The sequence below is a fragment of the Streptomyces sp. NPDC026394 genome (genome assembly GCF_055567735.1).
Genome location: NZ_JBVHPX010000017.1, coordinates 1 through 21,693, shown reverse-complemented (window position 1 = coordinate 21,693; position 21,693 = coordinate 1). Strand labels below are relative to the sequence as shown.

The 21,693-nt window shown below is 72.2% G+C and carries 21 protein-coding genes and 2 pseudogenes; 14 read left to right on the top strand and 9 right to left on the bottom strand.

What is annotated here, in order from left to right; translation table 11 throughout:
- Nucleotides 1–212: 212 nt before the first annotated feature.
- The 3 genes from ACZ4QV_RS30475 to ACZ4QV_RS30465 form a co-directional block, all read right to left on the bottom strand.
- A complete protein-coding gene (locus ACZ4QV_RS30475) occupies nucleotides 213–1,832 on the bottom strand; it encodes a VWA domain-containing protein (protein WP_467763678.1) in 1,620 nt (539 codons plus the stop codon).
- A gap of 13 nt (nucleotides 1,833–1,845) precedes the next feature.
- Complete coding sequence (locus ACZ4QV_RS30470) at nucleotides 1,846–3,045, bottom strand: AAA family ATPase (RefSeq protein WP_361160474.1); 1,200 nt, start codon at nucleotides 3,043–3,045, stop codon at nucleotides 1,846–1,848.
- 208 nt (nucleotides 3,046–3,253) lie between these two features.
- The gene (locus tag ACZ4QV_RS30465) at nucleotides 3,254–4,810 is read right to left on the bottom strand and encodes an FAD-dependent oxidoreductase (protein ID WP_467763677.1); all 1,557 of its coding nucleotides are present in this window, start codon (nucleotides 4,808–4,810) and stop codon (nucleotides 3,254–3,256) included.
- A 288-nt stretch (nucleotides 4,811–5,098) separates the two neighbouring features.
- Between ACZ4QV_RS30465 and ACZ4QV_RS30460 the strand changes: the two genes are divergently transcribed.
- From ACZ4QV_RS30460 to ACZ4QV_RS30450, 3 genes are all read left to right on the top strand, one after another.
- Nucleotides 5,099–6,178, top strand: coding sequence for a hypothetical protein (locus tag ACZ4QV_RS30460; protein ID WP_361591486.1), 1,080 nt, complete (start codon nucleotides 5,099–5,101; stop codon nucleotides 6,176–6,178).
- A gap of 142 nt (nucleotides 6,179–6,320) precedes the next feature.
- Nucleotides 6,321–7,175, top strand: coding sequence for a nitrilase-related carbon-nitrogen hydrolase (locus tag ACZ4QV_RS30455; protein ID WP_361160484.1), 855 nt, complete (start codon nucleotides 6,321–6,323; stop codon nucleotides 7,173–7,175).
- Nucleotides 7,172–8,518, top strand: coding sequence for an aspartate aminotransferase family protein (locus ACZ4QV_RS30450; RefSeq protein WP_467763676.1), 1,347 nt, complete (start codon nucleotides 7,172–7,174; stop codon nucleotides 8,516–8,518). Before ACZ4QV_RS30455 ends, ACZ4QV_RS30450 begins: the two co-directional genes overlap by 4 nt.
- 160 nt (nucleotides 8,519–8,678) lie before the next feature.
- Here ACZ4QV_RS30450 and ACZ4QV_RS30445 read toward each other — a convergent pair whose 3' ends face one another.
- Both ACZ4QV_RS30445 and ACZ4QV_RS30440 read right to left on the bottom strand, forming a co-directional pair.
- Entirely contained in the window at nucleotides 8,679–8,882 is a 204-nt protein-coding gene (locus tag ACZ4QV_RS30445) for a cold-shock protein (RefSeq protein WP_030020385.1), read from the bottom strand.
- A 297-nt stretch (nucleotides 8,883–9,179) separates the two neighbouring features.
- Nucleotides 9,180–10,235, bottom strand: coding sequence for an NAD(P)-dependent alcohol dehydrogenase (locus ACZ4QV_RS30440; RefSeq protein ID WP_467763675.1), 1,056 nt, complete (start codon nucleotides 10,233–10,235; stop codon nucleotides 9,180–9,182).
- Nucleotides 10,236–10,439: 204 nt separating this feature from the next.
- On the opposite strand from ACZ4QV_RS30440, the gene ACZ4QV_RS30435 reads away from it, so the two are divergent.
- Nucleotides 10,440–11,351 carry a helix-turn-helix transcriptional regulator gene (locus ACZ4QV_RS30435; RefSeq protein ID WP_361160493.1) on the top strand — a complete coding sequence of 304 codons (912 nt, stop codon included), beginning with the start codon at nucleotides 10,440–10,442 and terminating at the stop codon, nucleotides 11,349–11,351.
- Nucleotides 11,352–11,618: 267 nt separating this feature from the next.
- Entirely contained in the window at nucleotides 11,619–12,200 is a 582-nt protein-coding gene (locus ACZ4QV_RS30430) for a TerD family protein (protein ID WP_361160496.1), read from the top strand.
- An 88-nt stretch (nucleotides 12,201–12,288) separates the two neighbouring features.
- On the opposite strand, the gene ACZ4QV_RS30425 is transcribed toward ACZ4QV_RS30430, so the two are convergent.
- A complete protein-coding gene (locus ACZ4QV_RS30425; RefSeq protein WP_030020389.1) occupies nucleotides 12,289–12,867 on the bottom strand; it encodes a TerD family protein in 579 nt (192 codons plus the stop codon).
- Between the two features lie 333 nt (nucleotides 12,868–13,200).
- On the opposite strand from ACZ4QV_RS30425, the gene hydA reads away from it, so the two are divergent.
- Together hydA and ACZ4QV_RS30415 are read left to right on the top strand one after the other, a co-directional pair.
- Nucleotides 13,201–14,592, top strand: a complete 1,392-nt coding sequence (gene hydA / locus ACZ4QV_RS30420) for a dihydropyrimidinase (RefSeq protein ID WP_361160503.1) — start codon at nucleotides 13,201–13,203, stop codon at nucleotides 14,590–14,592.
- A gap of 21 nt (nucleotides 14,593–14,613) precedes the next feature.
- A complete protein-coding gene (locus ACZ4QV_RS30415) occupies nucleotides 14,614–15,636 on the top strand; it encodes a TIGR03842 family LLM class F420-dependent oxidoreductase (protein WP_361160506.1) in 1,023 nt (340 codons plus the stop codon).
- Nucleotides 15,637–15,726: 90 nt separating this feature from the next.
- Here ACZ4QV_RS30415 and ACZ4QV_RS30410 read toward each other — a convergent pair whose 3' ends face one another.
- Nucleotides 15,727–16,017: a barstar family protein gene (locus tag ACZ4QV_RS30410; RefSeq protein WP_361619653.1), complete on the bottom strand. Its 291-nt coding sequence runs from the start codon at nucleotides 16,015–16,017 to the stop codon at nucleotides 15,727–15,729.
- A gap of 124 nt (nucleotides 16,018–16,141) precedes the next feature.
- Nucleotides 16,142–16,435, bottom strand: coding sequence for a ribonuclease domain-containing protein (locus ACZ4QV_RS30405; RefSeq protein WP_361619655.1), 294 nt, complete (start codon nucleotides 16,433–16,435; stop codon nucleotides 16,142–16,144).
- A gap of 63 nt (nucleotides 16,436–16,498) precedes the next feature.
- On the opposite strand from ACZ4QV_RS30405, the gene ACZ4QV_RS30400 reads away from it, so the two are divergent.
- The 5 genes and pseudogenes from ACZ4QV_RS30400 to ACZ4QV_RS30380 all read left to right on the top strand — a co-directional run bounded on the left by ACZ4QV_RS30400 (nucleotide 16,499) and on the right by ACZ4QV_RS30380 (nucleotide 19,569).
- Nucleotides 16,499–16,912: a hypothetical protein gene (locus ACZ4QV_RS30400; protein WP_361160515.1), complete on the top strand. Its 414-nt coding sequence runs from the start codon at nucleotides 16,499–16,501 to the stop codon at nucleotides 16,910–16,912.
- A 655-nt stretch (nucleotides 16,913–17,567) separates the two neighbouring features.
- Nucleotides 17,568–18,233: a hypothetical protein gene (locus ACZ4QV_RS30395; RefSeq protein ID WP_361619657.1), complete on the top strand. Its 666-nt coding sequence runs from the start codon at nucleotides 17,568–17,570 to the stop codon at nucleotides 18,231–18,233.
- Between the two features lie 229 nt (nucleotides 18,234–18,462).
- On the top strand, nucleotides 18,463–18,783 hold the full coding sequence (locus ACZ4QV_RS30390) for a DciA family protein (RefSeq protein ID WP_361619659.1): 321 nt from the start codon (nucleotides 18,463–18,465) through the stop codon (nucleotides 18,781–18,783).
- Between the two features lie 29 nt (nucleotides 18,784–18,812).
- Nucleotides 18,813–19,157: pseudogene (locus tag ACZ4QV_RS30385) on the top strand (glycosyltransferase family 2 protein); the annotation flags it as partial.
- 136 nt (nucleotides 19,158–19,293) lie between these two features.
- Nucleotides 19,294–19,569, top strand: a complete 276-nt coding sequence (locus tag ACZ4QV_RS30380) for a hypothetical protein (RefSeq protein ID WP_467763674.1) — start codon at nucleotides 19,294–19,296, stop codon at nucleotides 19,567–19,569.
- Here the strand turns inward: ACZ4QV_RS30380 and ACZ4QV_RS30375 are convergent.
- Nucleotides 19,542–20,477, bottom strand: a complete 936-nt coding sequence (locus tag ACZ4QV_RS30375; protein ID WP_361640438.1) for a GlxA family transcriptional regulator — start codon at nucleotides 20,475–20,477, stop codon at nucleotides 19,542–19,544. The genes ACZ4QV_RS30380 and ACZ4QV_RS30375 overlap by 28 nt on opposite strands.
- Nucleotides 20,478–20,548: 71 nt before the next feature.
- On the opposite strand from ACZ4QV_RS30375, the gene ACZ4QV_RS30370 reads away from it, so the two are divergent.
- Together ACZ4QV_RS30370 and ACZ4QV_RS30365 are read left to right on the top strand one after the other, a co-directional pair.
- Entirely contained in the window at nucleotides 20,549–20,884 is a 336-nt protein-coding gene (locus tag ACZ4QV_RS30370; protein ID WP_467763673.1) for a cupin domain-containing protein, read from the top strand.
- A gap of 10 nt (nucleotides 20,885–20,894) precedes the next feature.
- Nucleotides 20,895–21,407 (top strand): annotated as a pseudogene (locus ACZ4QV_RS30365) (IS5 family transposase).
- Nucleotides 21,408–21,693: the final 286 nt, after the last annotated feature.

Below are 21,693 nucleotides of genomic sequence, written 5' to 3'. Positions count from 1 at the left end.
GCCGCCGTCGGCGCGGCGTACGGGCCCGGCGGTGCACCCCGACGGACGAGGACACCCCGGCCGGCAAGGGGCCAATGTACTCACCACCTGGGGGAAACACCCACTCAAGATGGCTGATTCCTCGCGTTGCGGCTGATAGTGCGGCCTGTGCCGGGGGCGGCGCGGGCGGCACGGTGATCAGTCTCACCCGCGGCGCCGCCCGGGAGGCGGCGTCAGATCACCCGGAAAAGATCGGCGGCGGTGTGCACATCGGTGAAATCCTCGACGGAGCGGAGGTTGTCGCACAGGGCCTCCAGAACCGAACCGGTCTCGGCGGCGCCCGGCGCGCCGATGGCCACCCCGAAGACCCGGAAGCCCAGCCGGCGCTTGGCGTCGTTCCAGTCGCGCGTCCATTCCTCGGTGACGTCGCACTCGTCGTCGGTGAGCAGCACGATGTCGCCGCGCTTGCGGGCGGCGTCGCCGAACTCCTCCTCCAGCAGCTCCCGGGCGGCCGACAGGGGCGTCTGGTAACTGGTGCCGCCGCCCAGGAAGGATTCCGCGAACGCGAGCATCCGGTCGATGCCGGGCGGTTCGCCGGCCGGGAAGCGGAAGACCCGGAGCCTGTCGGCGGCGGAGAACAGGATGCCGACGAAGTCACGCCCGGCGTGCCGGGCCTGGTCCAGCAGCGCCAGGGCACATGCCTTGGCCCACGCCTCCCGGGTGCCGCCGCCGGGCCCTTCCGTGTACATGGAGTGCGACGTGTCGACGCACGCGATGATCGCGCCCTGTCCGGCGGTCTGCTCTCCCTGACTGTCGTAGAGCATCAGCTCCCCGGCGGCGTAGCGCGCGGCGAACACCGCGCGCAGCGCGGGCAGGCCGAGGCTGGCCAGCTCGGAGGGGACGATACGGGACAGATCGTCGCCGAGTGTGATGCCGACCAGCTCCCCGGCGGTGTTCTCGACCTTGCGGGCGCGCTCACCGCTCGCCATCTGCCGGAAGCGGCCGATCAGGTCGGCCCACCGGGCGAGGCGGCTGGTGCGCAGCCGCTCGGCGAGCCGGGCGCGCTCGTCGAACGGCAGCCGTTCCAGTTCGCCGGCCCCGACTCCCCAGGCCCGCATCAGCGCGGCTTCCTCCTGCACGGTCTCGGCCGCCTCCGCCACCGCGTTCCCGGCGGCGGCACGGATGCCGGGGGCCGCCGCCGTGCGGGCCTGCGCGGCGCCCTGGGCGGCCCGCCGCCCGGCGGCCTCGGCGGCTTCCGCGGCCTCGACCGCCTGTAGTACGGCGTCGGCGGCCGGGCCCGGTACGGTGCCGTCCTCGGCGGCCCCTTCGGCGGCCTGCCGAAGTGCCTCGCCCACGGCGGCCACCGCGCCGTCGGCGGCCTGCCGGGCCCGCTGCGCCCGCTCGGCCCGTGTCTGGGCGCCCCGGGCGTGCTCCAGCATCCGGCGGAGCGCGGTTGCCTGGGCGAGTACGGCCATGGCGGCGGCGTAGGGGTCGCCGGCCGTCTCCCGGTGCAGCTCGGCGAATTCCGGCGACTCCACCAGTGAGCTGACGACCTGGTGGTTGACCAGCCGGGACGGAGCCATCTCCGCGGGCTCCCGCAGCCGCGGGCCGGTCTTGTAGGCGGCCAGGAACACGTCGGTCAGCAGGTCGGCGCTGCCGTCGTGGTGCCCGCCCAGCTCCTCGGCCAGCTCACGCAGCCCGGCCGCCTGCGCGTAGGTGTCGCGCCAGGTGAACCGGTCGAACCGGTCCGCGACCACGGCCGTGGTGTGCTGCCCGGACACCGCGCCGGACCGGCCCAGCCACGTCCCGGCCCGGCTCACCAGCGCGTCGAGCCGGCCCGGTGTCCCACCCATGATCCGCAACCCCTCAGCGCCTGACCTGCACCATGCTCGCGTCCACGCCGAGGGCCTCGGTCAGGACGCGGGCGCGGACGGCGCGCTGGCGGCCGGCCACCCGGTCGATCGCGGCGGTGGAACGCCCGGCGCCCGCCGCCTCCTCGCGCAGCTTCTCCAGCCGCTGGCCCGCCCTGGCGAGCTTGTGGTGGGCGTTCTTGATGACCCAGTCGCTCAGCGCCTCGCGGGACTGCCCGGCCATCGCGTCGAGTTCGGTCTCCAGCTCCTCGATGGTGTCGGCCAGGTCGAGCGCCTCCTTGGCGTCCGGGTTGACCAGGTGCAGCACTTCCCGCTCGACGATCGGGCGTTGGGCGGGGGAGTCCCACAGTACGTGCGTCAGTACCGACAGGTCGTTCTCGGCGACCGCCGCGCGGCCGTCGAGGTAGGCGGACGCCTGGAGCAGGCCCACCGCCTGCCGCCAGCGACGGTCGGAGGCGACGAGTTCCTTGCGGCGCAGGGCGGCCCGCAGTGTGCACACCGCGTCCACGATCGCGTCGGGGACGTCCACGGCCGGGACCGCGGCGGTCACGGCGTGCTGCAACGCGGCCAAGGCGACGGTGGTCCGCTGCGGTGCCGCGGGGCGGCGGACGGCGGAGCGGACCAGCGCGGCGAAGTTCGCGGGGTCTTCCAGGTACCCGACCTCGATCCGCACCAGCAGCCGGTCGTAGATCGCTGCCGTGTCCTCGCCCGACGGCAGTTCGTTGCTCGCCGTGATGGCCCCGATCAAGGGGCAGTGGATCGGTGCACCGCCGCTCTCGGGATGGTAGATCCGCTCGTTGAGATAGCCCAGCGTCTCGTTCAGCGCCGCCGTGGAGCACTTGAAGATCTCGTCGATGAACGCGACGTGCGCGGTCGTGGCCCGGCCCTCGTACACCTGGCGGTACTCGCCCCGCGCCAGCGCGGCGACGTCGACGGGGCCGAACATCCGCGTCGGCGCGGTGAACTTCGACAGCAGGATCTCCCAGTAGGCCGCTCCCTCGATCCGGCCCGTGAGTTCCCTGGCCAGCTCGGACTTGGCCGTGCCGGGCGGCCCGAGCACCAGCGAGTGCTGCCCGGCCAGCAGCGCCACCACCAGCGTCCGCACCACGTCGGCCCGCTCGTAGAAGCGGTCGGACAGCTCCTCGCTGATCGCCCGCAGTCTCCCGGCCGTGGCCGGCGCGCCCTCCGCGACCATCCTCAACTCCCTGCCTGCGACACCCTGCCGGGCTGACGAGACGGCCCTTGTATCCGGGTTCCCCCGGTTTCCCCGGGGGCCCGGGAGCCACGGCGAAGTGACGCGTGGCCGAGGGGACGGCGGTGGCGCCGGGCTGATCTCGGAAGCGGACCTTTGTCCGAGCAAGATAGCGCGAAATCCGGAGGGCGCTTCCGGGACCACGTCCCGCCTACTCCACCTCCCGCGCCTCCAACGCCTCGGTGGCCGGGCCCTGGAGGACCGAGCCGTCCGGTGCGAAGCGCGAGCCGTGGCAGGGGCACTCCCACGCCTTCTCCGTCGCGTTGAAGGCGACCAGGCAGCCCAGGTGGGTGCAGCGCGCCGACACGGCGCGGGCCGTTCCGTCCTCGTCGCGGTAGACCGCGCAGCGGCGGCCCCGCACCCGTACGACCGCGCCGGTGCCGGGCGCGACGTCCGCCGCCGAGTCGACGTGCGTGGAGCGCAGCCGGTCGCCGACGAAGTGCAGGCCGGTTTCGGCCTGGTGCTTGAGGAAGGCGGGGGCCTCCCGTACGGTGCTCCACAGCCGGCGGGGGTCGTACAGGCCGGCCCACGGCGGCGGATCCCCGGCGATCAGTCCGGCCAGCAGGCGGCCGGCGGCCACGCCGCCGCTCAGGCCCCAGCCGCCGAACCCGGTGGCGACGTAGGTGTGCCGCGCACCCGGGTGGAACGGGCCGATCAGCGGAACGGTGTCGGTGGCGTCGTTGTCCTGGGTGGCCCACCGGTACGCCACCTCGGTACCGGGGAAGTGCCGGTGCGTCCAGGCGGTCAGCGCCGCGAACTTCTCGCCGGCGTCGGCCGTGCCCGACTTGAAGGTCTCGCCCGTGACGATGAGCAGCCGCTGTCCGTCGCCGTACGGCGCGGTACGGACGGACCGTTTGCCCTCCTCCTGTGTGATGTACATGCCCGCCGGGTCGCGGCCGGCGTCGATCGGGGCGGCCACCACCACCTCCCGCCGCGGCGACAGACGGGTGAACAGCAGGGCACGGTCGAAGACCGGGTAGTGGGTGGCGACCACGACGTCCCGCGAGGTCACGGTGGCGCCCGTCTCCGTCGTCACCCGGCAGGGCGACCCCTCGTGCAGGCCGGTGGCCCGGGTGCGCTCGTGGATGACGCCGCCCCGGGAGCGGAAGTCCTCCGCCAGCGCGAGCAGGTACTTGCGCGGATGGAACTGGGCCTGGTCCTCGACCCGCACCGCGCCCGCCACGGGGAACGGCAGCCCGGTCTCGGTGACGAAGGAGGCCGGCAGCCCGGCCGCGCGGGCGGCATCCGCCTCGGCGCGCAGTTGTCCGGTGCCCTCCGGGTCCCGTACGTACGTGAAGGCGGGCCCGCGCTCCAGGTCGCAGTCGACACCGAGGAGCCGGGCGGTCTCGACGACGTGCTCGACCGCGCCCTGCTGGGACCGCGCGTAGTGGCGGGCTCCCTCGGGGCCGCGGGTGCGGCGCAGCCGGTCGTAGACCAGGGTGTGCAGCGCGGAGAGCTTCGCGGTCGTGCAGCCCGTGACCCCGGCGGCGATCCGGTCCGCCTCCAGCAGGACGACACGGCGGCCGATCCTGGCCAGCTCCCAGGCCGTGCTCAGCCCGGCGATCCCCGCGCCGATCACCGTGACGTCGGCCTCGGCGTCCTCGGTGAGCGGCGGGTGGGACGTGCCGGGTGTGGTGGCGATCCAGTACGACTCGCCCAGGCCGGACGGTCCACCGTGGTCGGTCGTGCGACTGCCGTTGTCGGTCATACGACAGCGGGTGCCCCGCCGGACCCGCCCGAAGCACGGCCGCGCCCCGGCTCCCCCGGACGGACCTGCGGCCGCTCGCGCCGGCGGACCGGTGCGTATCGGCCAGGTCCGCGGACCGGGCCCCGCCACCGAGAACGGCGGACCTCCGGGCCACCCGTGCGGGAGGCCCGCGCAAACCGGCCGCGGCCCGACCGCGATCCAGGCCGAAACCCGGCTGGTGCCGAGTGCGGTGCGGGCGTGGGGTGGGGACGGGCGGGTGTACGGGGGCCGGGGGAGGGAGAGCGGACCGTGGCAGGGGAACAACCGGGGACGCCGGTGGAGGAGTTCGCGCGGTTCCTGCGCGGGCTGACCCGGCTGCTCGACGAGACGGCCGGGTGGTACGGGGTCTTCACGCTCCGCGACCCCGAAGGGGTACGGGCCTGCCTGGACGGGAGGGACGTACCGCCCTGGGACGTCGTGGAATCGCTGCTGCACGATCTCGCCGAACGGCGTGGCGCACACACCGTACGTACCGCCGGGCCACGGGCGCGCAGGCTCCACCACGAGGCGGTCGCGGCGTACGACGCCCGGCCGGACGCCTTTGCCCGGCTGGAGGACCGGCTGGACGTGATGCTGCGCGAACGGCAGTACGCGGCGCTCCGCGGCCGGGAACTGCTCGCCGAACTCCGGGCGGCGGCCGGGGGCCCCGGGACGGAGCGGCTCACCGGCGAACTGGCCTGGGCCCGCGACGACCACGCGCGGTCCGGGGCCCGGGCCCGCGAACTCCAGGCCCGTATCGACGCATTGGCCGAACAGGCGGCGGCACCCCGCCCGTCCCCGCACCCCGCCCCGCCCCCTGCCCCCGCCGCCCCTCGCACCTCCACCAGCGCCGCCCGGCTCGCGCGGCTGCGGGCGGCCGGGCGCGGCGGGGAGGCGCACGCCCTGCTGTGCGCCGCCGCGCACGCGCCCCCCGCCGAGCTGCCGCTGCTCATCGCGGAGCTGGAGCACGCCGGGCTGGTGACGGAAGTGCCGACGCTGCTCTGGGAGGCGGCCTGTCTGCCGCCCGCCCGGCTCGCCGCTGCCGCCGACGCGCTCGCCGCCGCCGGGCGTACGGCCGAGAGCGCACGCCTGCTGCGCCAAGGCGTCACCCGCCCCGTCGAGGAAGTGGCGCACACGGCGCTGGCGCTGCTCGGCGCGGGCCGCCCGGTCCAGGCCAGGGAACTGTTCGCGGCGCTCGTCCGGGCCCGTACCCCCGAGGAGGCGGTGGAGGCGACCGCGAGCGCGCCGGGCGAGCTGACCCCGCTGCTCCTGGACGCCGCCGCCGGAGTCTCGCCGCACCGGCACCGCGACATCAGCCACGCCCTGCGCGCCGGCGGCCCGAGAAGCTGACGCCGGCCCGGCGGCCGGTCCGGCCCCGCGTCCCGCCCTCGGGGGAGATGGTCTTGCCTCGCCGCTGCACGGGGCCTACGGTCGCCTCCACACGCGTAGATCCGCATGGCCCGTGGCCGACGGCTCGACGAAGGAGCAGCTCATGGCCGATGTTGTCCGTAACGTCGTACGCGCCGCACTGGTTCAGGCGTCCTGGACCGGCGACACCGATTCGATGATCGCGAAGCACGAGGAGCACGCCAGGGCGGCGGCCGCGCAGGGCGCGCAGGTGATCGGCTTCCAAGAGGTCTTCAACGCCCCGTACTTCTGCCAGGTGCAGGAGCCGGAGCACTACCGCTGGGCCGAGCCGGTGCCGGACGGCCCCACCACCCGTCGGATGCAGGAGCTGGCCCGCGAGACCGGCATGGTGATCGTGGTGCCGGTCTTCGAGGTCGAGCAGTCCGGCTTCTACTACAACACCGCCGCCGTCATCGACGCCGACGGCACCGTGCTCGGCACCTACCGCAAGCACCACATCCCGCAGGTCAAGGGCTTCTGGGAGAAGTACTACTTCAAGCCGGGCAACCTCGGCTGGCCGGTCTTCGACACCGCCGTGGGCCGGATCGGCGTCTACATCTGCTACGACCGCCACTTCCCCGAGGGATGGCGCCAGCTGGGCCTGAACGGCGCGCAGCTCGTCTACAACCCCTCCGCCACCTCCCGTGGCCTGTCCGCCTACCTCTGGCAGCTCGAACAGCCCGCCGCCGCGGTGGCGAACGAGTACTTCGTCGCGGCGATCAACCGGGTCGGCGTGGAGGAGTACGGCGACAACGACTTCTACGGGACGAGCTACTTCGTCGACCCGCGCGGGCAGTTCGTCGGCGGCGTCGCCAGCGACACCAAGGAGGAACTGGTCGTCCGCGACCTGGACTTCGGCCTGATCGACGAGGTGCGGCAGCAGTGGGCCTTCTACCGCGACCGCCGCCCCGACGCGTACGAGGGCCTGGTCCGGCCATGACGGCCCCGCGCGCGCCCCGGAACGGCTCCGGGACCCCCGGCCCGGCCGCCGACCTGCGCTCCCGGCACCGCGCCGTCCTGCCGGACTGGCTCACGCTGCTGTACGAGCGGCCCATCGAGCTGACGCACGGCGAGGGCCGCCACGTCTGGGACGCGGACGGCAACCGCTACCTGGACTTCTTCGGCGGCATCCTGACCACGATGACCGCCCACGCGCTGCCCGAGGTGACCAAGGCGGTCGCCGACCAGGCGGGCCGCATCCTGCACACCTCGACGCTCTACCTCTCCCGCCCCATGGTGGACCTGGCGGAGCGGATCGCCGCGCTCTCCGGCATCCCCGACGCCCGGGTCTTCTTCACCACCTCCGGTACGGAGGCGAACGACACCGCGCTCCTGCTGGCGACGGCGTACCGGGGCTCGAACCAGATCCTGGCGATGCGCAACAGCTACCACGGCCGGTCCTTCTCGACCGTCGGCATCACCGGCAACGGCGCCTGGTCACCGACCGGCCTCTCGCCGCTCCAGACGCTGTACGTGCACGGTGGCGTGCGCACCCGCGGCCCGTACGCCGGGCTGTCCGACGCCGCGTACATCGATGCCTGCGTCGCCGACCTGGAGGACCTGCTCGGCCAGACGGCAGGTGTCGCCGCGCTGATCGCCGAGCCGGTGCAGGGCGTCGGCGGCTTCACCTCGCCGCCCGACGGGCTCTACGCGGCCTTCCGCGAGGTGCTGGACCGGCACGGCATCCTGTGGATCTCCGACGAGGTGCAGACCGGCTGGGGCCGGACCGGCGACCACTTCTGGGGCTGGCAGGCGCATGCTGGCAACGGCCCGCCGGACCTGCTGACCTTCGCCAAGGGCATCGGCAACGGCATGTCCGTCGGCGGTGTCGTCGCCCGCGCCGAGGTGATGAACTGCCTCGGCGCGAACTCCATCTCCACCTTCGGCGGCAGCCCGGTCACGATGGCGGCGGCCCTGGCCAATCTCGACCACCTCCTCGAACACGATCTCCAGGGCAACGCCCGGCGGGTCGGCGGCCCGCTCATCGAGCGGCTGCGGGCGGCCGGCGCCGGGCTCGGGATCGTACGGGAGGTGCGCGGGCGCGGCCTGATGATCGGTGTCGAACTGGTGGCGCCGGACACCGGTGAACCGTCGCCGCGGGCGGCCGACCTCGTCGTGGAGGCCGCCAGGGAGCGCGGGCTGCTCATCGGCAAGGGCGGCCTGGCGGGCGCCGCGCTGCGCATCGCGCCCCCGCTGTCGCTGACCGCCGAGGAGGCGGCGGAAGGCGCCGAGATCTTGACGGAATCCTTGCGGGCGGCCGAACGCGGACTGTCGTCCGCCTGAATGTTCCGGCCGGTTCCGATCGGTTCCGGAGGGATTCCCGGGCCGCGCACCAAAAGACGCGAGCCGGAGACCTACCCTTTCGGGTGAAGCTCCGGCTCGCGTCTACGCAGTCCTACCGTCGCGGCGGCGGTCCGCTGGGACCGGCCGGCCTGCGCGTCGGTCAGGCGAGGACGATGTTCTCCGCCTGCGGGCCCTTCTGGCCCTGCGTGACGTCGAAGGAGACCTTCTGGCCCTCGACGAGCTCACGGAAGCCCTGGGCCTGGATGTTCGAGTAGTGGGCGAAGACGTCGGCGCCGCCGCCGTCCTGCTCGATGAAGCCGAAGCCCTTTTCGGAGTTGAACCACTTCACGGTGCCGGTTGCCATGTCTTTATCCTTCGATCGAGGCAGTTGAGGATTCCGCACTGCGCGGTTTCCAGGGTCGCCGCAATTGAGCCCATCCGGATGTGACCGGCAGAAACAAAATGCGCCCGACGGTCACATACCGTCAGGCGCACATAACGTTTATGGGTACCAAAACTGCAACTGATTCGAAGGTAGCACGGAACCAGTCGCCGGAACAGTACCCACGGTGATTTCCGGGTGTCGCCCGGGTCGCGTCGGCGGTGTCCCGGGGTGCCGCCGCGGCGGCACCCCGGGGAGCGGGGCCGGGCCCCGCGGCCGTCAGATCGTCGCGGTGTCGATCACGAAGCGGTAGCGGACGTCGCTGGCGAGCACCCGCTCGTACGCCTCGTTGATCCGGTCCGCGCTGATCACCTCGATCTCCGAGGTGATGCCGTGCTCGCCGCAGAAGTCCAGCATCTCCTGGGTCTCCTGCAGGCCGCCGATCAGCGAGCCGGTGAAGGACCGGCGGTTGCCGATCAGGGCGAACGGCTCGACGGACAGCGGGTGCTCCGGCACGCCGAGCTGGACGAGGGTGCCGTCGGTGCGCAGCAGGCCCAGATAGGCGTTGAGGTCGAGCTGCGCGGAGACGGTGTTGACGACCAGGTCGAAGCTGTTCGCCAGCTCCTTGAAGGTCTCCGGGTCGGACGTGGCGTAGTAGTGGTCGGCGCCGAGCCGCAGGCCGTCCTCCTGCTTGCGCAGCGACTGGCTCAGCACGGTGACCTCGGCACCCATCGCGTGGGCGATCTTGACGCCCATGTGACCGAGACCGCCGAGACCGACGACGGCGACCTTCTTGCCGGGGCCGGCCTTCCAGTGCGCCAGCGGGGAGTACAGGGTGATGCCGGCGCACAGCAGCGGCGCGGCGGCGTCCAGCGGCAGGCTGTCCGGGATGCTCAGCGCGTAGTTCTCGTCGATGACGAGGTGGGTGGAGTAGCCACCCTGGGTGGCCACGCCGTCCCGGCCGACGGCGTTGTACGTGCCGACCTGGCCCAGCTCGCCGGTGCAGTACTGCTGGAGGCCGGCCAGACAGTTCTCGCACTCCCGGCAGGAGTCGACGAAGCAGCCGACGCCGACCCGGTCGCCGACCGCGTACCGGGTCACCTCGGAGCCGACCTCGCTGACCACGCCCGCGATCTCGTGGCCGGGGACGATCGGGAAGTGCCCGCCGTCGCCCCACTCCGCCCGCACGGTGTGGATGTCGGAGTGGCAGATGCCCGCGAACTTGATGTCGATGAGGATGTCGTGTGCGCCCAGCTCACGGCGCTCGATGGTGGTGCGCTCCAGCGGAGCCTTCGGGGCGGGAGCTGCGTATGCGGGAACAGAGGTGCGGTTCATGTACTCCACGGTGGACTTGCATGCCCGGAGCAACCAGTACCCCGTTGAACCTACGCTCGGCGTTCCTACTACTGCGAGGACCACCCTGGCGGCACGGGGGTGACGCCCCCTGACCCCAGGGCGTCCGGCGCCCCGACCGGACGGCGCCCGGTGCCCGTCGGCCGTCGATACCGCTCCCCGGGCGACGCCCGTCATAATTCAGGGATGGACCAGCGCACCGAACTGAGCGAATTCCTCCGCTCCCGCCGCGCCAGGCTCCGGCCGGAGGACGTCGGGCTGGCTCACCACGGCGGGCGCCGCAGGGTGCCCGGCCTGCGACGGGAGGAGCTGGCGCAGCTGGCCGGGGTCAGCGTGGCGTACTACATACGGCTCGAACAGGGGCGGGGACAGAACGTCTCCACGGCGGTGCTGGACGCGATCGCGGACGTGCTGCGGCTGACCCGGGCCGAGCGCTCCCACCTGACCCACCTGGCCGGACCGGCCCCCCGGCGCCTGCGCCCCGCTCCCGGTCCGCAGCGGATCCGTCCCGCCTTCCAGGACCTGATCGACGCGATGGACGGCGTCCCCGCGTACGTGGTCGGCCGGCGGCTGGACATCCTCGGCTGGAACCGGCTCGCCCGCGCCCTTCTCGGTGACTTCGCCGCGATGCCGGCCGAGGAGCGCAATCTGGCCTGGCAGCTCTTCCTCGCCCCGGCGGCGCGCGAGCTGTACGCCGACTGGGCGGAGAAGGCGGCGCATGTCGTCGCCCACCTGCGGCGGGACGTCGGCCGGTTCCCGGAGGACCCGGAGCTGTGCGCGCTGATCGACGAGCTGTCCGCGCGGAGCGCCGACTTCCGGCGGATCTGGGCGGCACACGACGTCCAGGACAAGGGCTTCGGCAGGAAGCGGCTGACGCACCCGTCGGTGGGGCCGCTGTCGCTCGCGTACGAGACGCTCGCCCTGCCGGCCGATCCGGACCAGCAGCTCATCACGTACCACGCCGAGCCCGGATCGCCGTCGGCGCGGGCGCTGCGCAGGCTGGCGGAAGGGGCGGCGGAGTCGGACGCACGCCTCGCGGAAGAGCCGGGCCGCCGCCTCCCGCAGCCGCCGGCGGAGCGGGTGTCCTCGGTGCCGTGAAACGGCGACGCGCCCTGTTGCCCGGGCGCCCGGCTGGGTACCGTACGACTGGGCCCCGCTGTGAGCATTCCGGCGGGGCCCGCCAAGTGCGGAACGCCCGGTGCCCGCGGCCCGTACCGGCTGCCGGGCGCCTGTGTTCACCCGCTCCACCGTGCGCGTCTTTACTTCTCCATTACCTCTACAGTGCTGTAGATTTTTGATCCCCGGCCGGTGGCGACGGCCGCCGCCTGCCCAAGGCACGCCATCCCGACGCAGGAGTGACAGCACATGACCGTGAACCTGGACAAGGGTCAGAAGATCAGTCTGAGCAAGTCCGGCGGAGGCGAGCTCAGCGTCGTACGGATGGGACTCGGCTGGCAGGCCGCCGCCCGCAAGGGCTTCCTCGCCAAGCTGATGGCCCGCGAGATCGACCTGGACGCCTCGGCCGTCCTCTTCGCCGGGCAGGAGCCCGTCGACGTCGTCTTCTTCCAGCACCTGGTCAGCGACGACGGCTCCGTGCGCCACACCGGCGACAACCTGGTGGGCGGCGCGGGGCAGGGCGGCGACGACGAGGTGATCCTCGTCGACCTCCAGCGGGTGCCCGCTCGGGTCGACCAGATCGTCTTCACGGTGAACTCCTTCACCGGGCAGACCTTCGCCGAGGTGCAGAACGCGTTCTGCCGCCTGGTCGACGAGACCAACGGCCAGGAGCTGGCCCGCTACACCCTGACCGGTGGCGGCCCGTACACCGCGCAGATCATGGCGAAGGTGCGCCGGGCCGGCGGCGGCTGGGAGATGGCTGCCATCGGCGAGCCCGCCAACGGCCGTACCTTCCAGGACCTGATGCCGGCCATCGCCTCGCACCTGTAGGCACGACGCGGGGCGCGCCCGGACGGGCGCGCCCTTCCGTGTGCCCCTTCCGTGTGTCGTTCGGTGTGCCGCTTCCGTGTCTCGCGGGTCAGCCGACGTTGACGCCGTAGTCGGTGGCGATACCGGCCAGCCCCGACGCGTAGCCCTGGCCGATGGCCCGGAACTTCCACTCGCCGCCGCGCCGGTAGAGGGCGCCGAAGACCATCGCCGTCTCGCCCGCCGCGTCGTACGACAGCTCGTAGCGGCACATCTCGCGGCCCGTCAGGTTGTCCACGACGCGGATGTACGCGTCCTCGACCTGGCCGAAGCTCTGGCCGCGCCGCTCGGCGTCGTGGATGGAGACGGTGAAGACGACCTGGCCGGTCTCCTCGCCGAGCCGGTCCAGGTCGATGAGGATCTGCTCGTCGTCGCCGTCGCCCGCGCCGGTGAGGTTGTCGCCGGTGTGCCGGACCGCGCCGTCCGGGCTGGTCAGGTTGTTGTAGAAGACGAAGTGCGCGTCGGACAGGACGCGTTGGTCGGTGCCGCAGACGACCGCCGAGGCGTCGAGGTCGAAGTCCGCGCCGGCGGTGGGCCGGGCGTCCCAGCCCAGGCCGACGGTGACGTCCGCGAGGGGAGTGCCGTCCTGGTTGAGGACGACGTTCTGGCCCTTGCTGAGGCTGACGCCCATGGTGCTGTGTCTCCTGTTGCGTGTGCGTGCGGTCCGGTGTGTCGTGCTGTCCCCCATCGGGCAACGCGGCGGGAGAAGGCAGGGTTCCCGAGTTGCGCAATCAATGAAGTAAGAGCGCCCGGCCGTCGGTCGGCTCCCCTGAACTGCGGTCATGGTGTTGCCACGGTGGGTGACATGCTTCTACGGTCGGCTGCACGGCCGCGCTCTACGGGTGTAGACCGGTCATGACGCGGCGTCACCTGGGGCGGTCCGCCCGGACGGCAGAGCACGCCGGGCCGTGTCCCTTCCGGCGCCGCCGAGCACCACTGGTGTGTGGAAGGGAGAACCGGAAGCATGACCCGTACAGTCGTCCGCGGCGGCCTGGTCGTCACGGCCGCCGAAGAAGTGCACGCCGATGTGCTGGTCGAGAACGGCCGTGTCGAGGCACTGGCCACCCCGGGCAGTCAGCAGTGGGCCGCCGAGCGCGTCATCGACGCCACCGGGAAGTACGTCGTCCCCGGCGGCGTCGACGCCCACACCCACATGGAGTTCCCGTTCGGCGGAACCGCTTCCTCCGACACCTTCGAGACCGGCACGAAGGCGGCGGCGTGGGGCGGCACCACCACGATCATCGATTTCGCGGTGCAGTCGAAGGGCGCCGCGCTGCGCGCCGGGCTGGACGCCTGGCACGCGAAGGCCGACGGAAAATGCGCGATCGACTACGCCTTCCACATGATCGTGTCGGATGTGAACGAGTCCACGCTCAAGGAGATGGACGGGCTCGTCGGCGAAGGCGTGACGTCGTTCAAACTGTTCATGGCGTATCCGGGCGTCTTCTACTCCGACGACGGACAGATCCTGCGCGCCATGCAGCGGGCCGGTGACAACGGCGGCCTGATCATGATGCACGCCGAGAACGGCATCGCGATCGACGTGCTCGTGCAGCAGGCGCTGGAGCGCGGTCAGGCCGATCCGCGGTACCACGGCGAGGTCAGGAAGGCGCTCCTGGAGGCGGAGGCGACCCATCGCGCGATCAAGCTGGCCCAGGTCGCCGGAGCGCCGCTGTACGTCGTCCACGTGTCGGCGCGGGAGGCGGTCGCCGAACTGACGCGCGCGCGGCACGAGGGCCTGCCGGTCTTCGGCGAGACCTGTCCGCAGTACCTGTTCCTGTCGACGGACAACCTCGCCGAACCCGGCTTCGAAGGCGCGAAGTACGTCTGCAGCACACCGCTGCGGCCGAAGGAGCACCAGGCGGCACTCTGGCACGGTCTGCGCGCGAACGACCTCCAGGTGGTGTCCACGGACCACTGCCCGTTCTGCTTCTCCGGGCAGAAGGAGCTCGGCCGCGGGGACTTCTCCAAGATCCCGAACGGGATGCCGGGCGTCGAGAACCGGATGGACCTGCTGCACCAGGCCGTCGTCGACGGACATCTCTCCCGGCGGCGCTGGATCGAGATCGCCTGCGCGACCCCGGCCAGGATGTTCGGCCTCTACCCGAAGAAGGGCACCATCGCGCCGGGCAGCGACGCCGACCTCGTCATCTACGACCCGCACGCCGAGCAGACCGTCTCGGCGGCCACCCACCACATGAACGTCGACTACTCGGCCTACGAGGGCAGGCGCCTGACCGGGCGGGTCGAGACGGTCCTGTCGCGCGGCGAACCCGTCATCACCGCGCGCGAGTTCACCGGCCGGGACGGGCACGGCGCGTACACCCCGCGCGGCACCTGCCAGTACCTGAACTGAACAGCGGAAGGGGCTATCACCATGGACTTCGGACTCGTTCTGCAGACCGACCCGCCGGCCTCCCAGGTCGTCAGCCTCATGCGGCGCGCCGAGGCAGGCGGCTTCACCCACGGCTGGACCTTCGACTCGTGTGTGCTGTGGCAGGAGCCGTTCGTCATCTACAGCCGCATCCTGGAACACACCGAACGCCTGACCGTCGGCCCGATGGTCACCAACCCCTCCACCCGCACCCCGGAGGTCACCGCCTCCACCTTCGCCACCCTCAACGACATGTACGGCAACCGCACCGTCTGCGGCATCGGACGCGGCGACTCGGCGATGCGGGTGGCCGGCCGCGCCCCCAACACCCTCGCGCGGATCAGCGCGACCATGAAAATCGTCCGTGCTCTAGGGCGCGGCGAGGAGGCCGACCTGGGCGGCGGCATGGTCGTCAAGTTCCCCTGGGTACGCGAAGGGGCGCGGCTTCCCGTCTGGATGGCCGCGTACGGCCCCAAGGCGCTCAAGATGACCGGCGAGGAGGCCGACGGCTTCATCCTCCAGCTCGCCGACCCGTTCCTCACGGAGTGGATGGTGAAGGCGGTACGCGCGGCCGCCTCGGGGGCGGGCCGCGACCCGTCCGACGTCAAGATCTGTGTCGCGGCCCCCGCCTACGTCACGGAAGACGACTCGCCCGAGGCGCTCGCCCACGCCAGGGAACAGTGCCGGTGGTTCGGCGGCATGGTCGGCAACCACGTGGCCGACCTGGTGTCCAAGTACGGCACGGACTCGGGCGCGGTGCCGCAGGAGCTGACCGACTACATCAAGTCCCGCGAAGGCTACGACTACGCCCACCACGGCCGTTCGGGCAACCCGGACACCGCCTTCGTCCCCGACGAGATCGTCGACCGCTTCTGCCTCATCGGCACGGCGGACGCGCAGGTCGAGAAGTTGCACAGGCTGCGTGAGCTGGGCGTCGACCAGTTCGCGCTGTACGCGATGCACGACGCGAAGGAAGCGGTGATCGACGCGTACGCCAGGGACGTCATCCCGAAGGTCAACGCCTGAACGGAGCGCCGCCGGGCCGTGCGCCGGTGAGACGGAGGGCCCGGGACACACCGGTGGGTGTGTCCCGGGCCCTCGTCGTGCGACGGCTCGCTACGCGAACGTCACCGAGAAGCGTTCCGCCGGCCCGTAGGCGAGATCCTGCTCCTGGACGCGGAGCAGCAGGCTCCGGAACTTCGCGAACTCCGTCTCACCCAAGGCGGCTCTGCTGAGCTCCGAGTCCGACCAGACCAGCTCGACCGGACGCTCGACATCCGTCGTGAGCCGGTCCCACAGGGCAGCCGGATTCCCGCCGTAGTAGGGGCCGAAATCCAGGGCCCGGGACAAGGCGGAATGCAGATCTGCCGCGGTGCGGACCGTCGCACCGTCGATTTCTGCTCGCATGTGCATCACTTCCATTCGGGCAGCGGGTGGAAAGTCCGGTAGTGGTCGCTGGTCACGAACGCGAGCCTGTCGTCCGGGTAGAGCAGTCGGGTTCCCGGCTGCCTCGGCCGGTTCATCATGTCGTTCAGGCCGACATCCGCTTCGTGCCACACCCGCCCCGGGCGGAGGGGAGCAAGTTGTCGCTGTTCTCGAACACGTCCCCACCGAGCTGTCCGCCCGGGACGCTGTTGCCCAGCGCCTTGCCCTTCTTCCAGCCGGCCTTTTCGGCTTCTTTCTTCGTCAGGTAATTGCCGGGCAGCTTCCCTGCCGCACGGAGGCTTTCCACCAGCGGATTGGCCGCCTCGGCAGCCGAGAGGGACGTACCGTAACGGATGCAGGTCGAGTTGTGCACCAGGACGGGGGCGCCGCCGGCCAGCACGGAATACGTGTGCAGGCCGGTGACGACCAGGTTGTACGGCCGGGCCCGTTCGGTGGAGGGCCGGTGGCTGGGGGGATGGGGCGGGAGCAGGTGGCGCGTTCGGCGCTGCCCGAGCTGCGGCAGGCCGGGGGCCTGGTGGACCGTGTGGTGCTGGACGGGTCGGGGCGCCCGGCGCCGGAGTGTGCGGTGGTGCCGCTGGTGCGGGCGCAGGCGGCGGGGGAGCGGCGGGATCCGCTGGCGTTGTCGCGTTCGGAGCTCGCGGTGCTGCTGGCGTTGTGCGAGGAGCTGTTCGCCCCGGCCTGGGGCGGTCAGGGCCGGGGGCTGCTGGCGGGGCGGTGCGGCAAGGGTGCGGCGATGGACCGGCTCGGGCTGCTGCTGATCGTGCTGTCGACGGCTCCGTCGGGGCGGCTGCGGCTGTGTCCGGGCACGGTGTCCGGCGACCGGGGCGTCCGGCGGCCACCGTGGCGCGGCTGCTGAGGTGTTCCGCGGATGCCGCGGCCCGGATGCCGGGCCGGTTCGACCGTGCTGGGCTGGCTCGGGTGTCGCGGGGGAGACGGCGGCGCGGATGCGGGGCCGTGGCCGGGTGTGTGGTGCCGGAGGCGAAGGCGCGGGGTCGCCGTACGGACGCCGACCGGCCGTACGGCGCGGGAAACGCCGGGTTTCGGGACCGCGCGGATACCGCACACCTTCACATGGGTCACCCTTCTGTGGCAGTTGAGGTGGGGGATGGTGCGGGTGCTTGTGGGTGCGCCGGCGAAGGCCGTGGTGGGTCCGGTGGGCGGCCGGAGCGCGCGTGCAGGCGTGAGGACCAGTCCGCGGACGGCCAGGGTGAGGCTCAGCCGCAGACGGCAGAGGGTGCGGGTGGCCCGCTGCGCGGCGACAAGCCGAACAGTCTTCCCGTCCCCATCCCTCAGCAGAACGGACAGCCCCAGGCGGCCGTTACAGGCAAGGTCTCGGCCGAGGCCCCCTCGGAACAGGAGCATGCGCGCATGCATGCTCCGCACCAGGCCCGGCCTGGGGTACGCCAAGGGGGCGCGGGGGTGGTTCCGCGGCCGCGCGCGACCTGGAAGCCGTTCTGTCACCGGTGCGGGTGCTCTGGGACCGGCTGGAAACGTCCGGGGCCCGTCGAGTGGTGGAGCAGGCGGTCCGCCGTGAACTACGCTACGCGGCCGGTGTCGTCGGCCCTGACCGCGCCGTGGAGATCCTGGCCGAGCGGCTGACGCGGCGTCTGGCGGCCCAGGCGGGCGGGCCGGACGCGGTGACCGACCCGGTCGGCTGGCTGCTCGGCCGCGGCCTGCCCAGGTCCAGCCCGTGTACGGACGCCCACTGCGACGAAGGCGTCCTGATGCCCACCGGCGCCGCGTGTGAACGGTGCGTCGACCTGCTCACCGACCGGCGCCGGCGCCGCGCCCGCGTCACCGGTCAGGTCCGCACCGAGCTGCCCGACGCCGACTCCGAGATACGCCGGCAGGCCGTGGAAGGTCGGCTGCGTGACGTGGTGACCGCGGACCTGGCCCGTGACGAGCAGCGCCGTCGACAGGCTGCCGAGGCCGAGGCCGCCCGCGCTGCGGCCGCGCAGCGGGCCCGGGACGAGGCGGAGGCCGCCCGTGCGTGTAGTTCAGCCCATCGCAGGACCAGCAGTTCCACTCGTCCGGGACCCGGTACAGCTCCCGCCAGAAACCGGTGGCTCGCCGTAAACGACGCAGTCCTCGCCACACCGCCCACACTCGAACACGAAGTTCACAAGCTTGCCCTCCCCGGCCCGTACGGGCCACAGGTCTCCCCTTGTCAGCAGTAGTGGCCCTGGGGAAGGCACCGGAAACCGGTCAAGGCGGACGGTCTCTGCTCCTGCCGGTGCGCTGCTGCGAGGAATCCGCCACCGCCACTCCCACGCGCTCCGCTGCCCCGGATCAAATGGGCAGTTGCTCGCGACGGGACGGAAACGTACCGTGCGGCCGACAAGCCCTGCCGTCCCGCGAGGTCTGCGCCCGCCATCGCTCTCAGGAGCTGGCCGGAGAGGTGGCGTAATGAACCAGATTCCCCAGGAACCTTCCGAGCTGGGCGCCTGGTGGCGTGAGGCGGTCGGCGAAGACCTGGCCTACTGGGTGCAGCCCGTCCGGCTCGACGCCGGCAGGCGGCTGCATGTGCGGTGCCTGACACGGGCCTGGTCGATTCAGATGAAGCTGCTCGGCCAGCCGGTGACGGCGCGCCTGAACGCGGCGTATCCCGAGCTGGTCGTAGCGGGGCTCGTCGCGGCCGCCGCGCCCCTTCGCCTTCTGGTTCTCGGGCCGGCGCACTGGCCGCACCACGAACTGCTGACCTCGTCGTTGGAGAGCGCCTGGTCCTGACCTGGTTCCAGGACTACCAGGTCTGGGCGATGGCCGCCGTCACCCAGTTCGGCCGCAACCTCACCTCAACCGTCAGCCTCGGCGAAAACGGCCAGTTCACCCGCCTTTCGGCGCTGGACGCGCTGGGCGAACGGCCCTGGTCCCAGTCACTGACCGAGGACCTGGACCTGGCCATCAGTCTGGCCGTACGGGGATGGCGCCCGCGCACCACCGCCCACGCCTGCGTCGACCAACAGGGGGTGAGCGACCTGCGGCGCCTCATCCGCCAGCGCACCCGCTGGTACCAGGGCCACATGACGTCCATCGTGCGGATGGGCGAAAACTGGCGGGCGCCCCGCATGCGGCACCTGACCGCCCTGGTGATGTTCGCCTACCTCCTCGTCCCCTGGGTCCTCGACCTGCCCTGGTCCCTGCTCTTCCAGTACTGCCTGATCTGGTTCCTGCGCAGCCCCAACGTCCTGGTCCTTCGGAGCAAAAGGACCTCGGCCCTCAACGCCACCTGGCTGAAGTGTGCCGGCCAACCTCACCGCCTGGTACCTCCTCGCCTCCGCCCCCGCCCTGGCCACCTCCTTCACCCACCTTCGCCGCGACAGGCAGGTCGGCCCCGGCCGGGCCCTCCTCCTGGGCCACTCCTTCGTCGTCATGAACTACCTGTCGTTCCTGTGCGCCTGGCGCGCCCTCTTCCGCATGCTCCGCGGCCACACCGGCTGGCCCAAGACCACCCGCGAGACCGAGCCCGGGGCGGGCAGTCCGGCGGATCACGGGACCCGGAGCGCTCGCCGGTAGGCGCCCGGGGTCGTGCCCGTTGCGGAGCGGAAGCGGCGGCGCAGGTTGACCGCGGAGGAGAGGCCGACGCGGGCTGCGATCGCCTCGACCGGCAGTTCCGTCTCCTCCAGCAGGGCGCGTGCCGCGGCCACCCGACGGGAGAGCAACCACGCACCCGGGCTCGTGTCGAGCTGGTCGGCGAAGCGCCGGGCCAGGGTGCGGGACGAGACACCGAGGTACGCGGCCAGGTCGGCTACCGACAGCGGTGTGCCGAGGCGCTCGTCGACCCACTCGAGCAGGCCGTCGAACGCGTTCCCGGGCGGAGGGGGCGGCGCGTACGGCGCTCGGCCGGCCTCGCGGCGGGGCGGCAGCACCATGTGCCGCTTGAGCACAGCGGCGTACGCGGCCCCGTGATCCTTCCGGACGAGGTGCAGGCACAGGTCGAACCCGGCGCCCGCGCCGGCGCTGGTGGCGACGTCACCGTGATCCACGTAGAGCCTGTCCGGTTCCACGCGCACCCGGGGGAACTCACGCCGCAGTTGCTCGGCACGCGCCCAGTGCGTGGTGGCCGAGCGGCCGTCCAGTAGTCCGGTGCGGGCCAGTGCGAACACCCCGGAGCAGATCGTGACCAGCCGGGCCCCACGCGCATGCGCCCGCAGCAGTGCCCGGCACACCGGGTCGGAGAGCGGCTCCTCCACCGGAAGCCAGCCCGGGACGATCACGGTGTCCGCGGTCTCCAGCGCCGAGAGGCCCTGCGACACGGTCATCGCGTACCCGCCCGTGGTCGGCACGGGACCGGGCGTCTCCGCGCACGTTTCGAATGCGTAGTACTGCGGCACCCCCGGCCGCTTCGTGCCGAAGACCTCGACGGCGCAGCCGAGCTCGAAGACCGACTGCACCGGCCGTACCAGAGCCACCACACGATGCATGGCAGGAAAGTACCCCATGGCGTCATCACAGTCTCTGTCTGCCCCGGCCCGCGCACGGCACTGTTGCAGGCATGCACCCTGAAATTCTCACGCAGGAGGGTTACACCTCCGTCTCTGTCGACGAATCCCCGGCCCGTGAGCTGTTCCCCGGGATCCGGCTGCGCCCCTTGTGGCGGGGGCCGACCGGCGCACACGCCAACGTGCTGGAGATGGAGGCGGGTACCTCCTGGCCGCACCGCGATGTCCACGAGCCGGGCCCGGAGGAGGTCTACGTGGTCGCCGGCACCTTCAACGACGGAGCACGCGACTACCCAGCCGGCACGTTCCTGCACGCCCCGGCCGGGTCGTGGCACGTACCCTCGACCGCCACCGGCTGCACGCTGTTCCTCTTCTACCCAGAGGGCTAGGCCGTTTCTGATGGCTCTTGTCGGGCGGGGTGGATCAGCTCCGGGGCCGGGCAGGCGTCGGGGCATGGTGCGACGGCACGAACTGACCGATGCGCAGTGGCGGGCGATTGAGCCGTTGCTGCCGGCCAACGGCAGGCCTGGCGGGCAGTGGTCCGATCACCGGACAGTGGTGAACGGGGTGTTGTTCCGGGCCCGCACCGGAGTGCCCTGACCGGATCTGCCGGAGCGGTACGGGCCCTGGCAGGCCGTTTACGAACGGCATCGCCGATGGTCGGCGGACGGCACCTGGCAGCGGATCCTGGCCGAGCTGCAGGTCGTCGCCGACGCCGGCGATCCCGACGGTGTCCTGGCCCGTGAGCTGGAGCAGGACTGGGCGGTGGACATCGACTCCACCACGTGCCGGGCTCATCAGCATGCGGCCGGGGCCCGTCACCGGCCGCCGCGGGACTTCCCGCAAAAGGGGGCGGGCCCGTGTGTGAGGCCGATGGGCGGGAGGCGCTGGGGCGCTCACGGGGCGGACTGACCACCAAGGTCCATCTGCCGGCTGACGACCCGGGCCCGCCCGCTGACCTGGCTCACCTCGCCGGGCCGGCGGGGCGACAGCCCCATGCTCTGGCCGGTGCTTCAGACGCTGCGCATGGCCCGGCGCGGGCCCGGCCGCCCACGCCGCCGTCCGGACCGGGTACGCGGCGACAAGACATCCCACGCGGATAAGTCAAGCCGCCGCTGCTTGGACCTCCGCTGGGGCTTGTGGGAAAGCGATCGTTTCGTTGTAGGTGTGACCGGTCTGGAGGCAGTGGAACAGCATG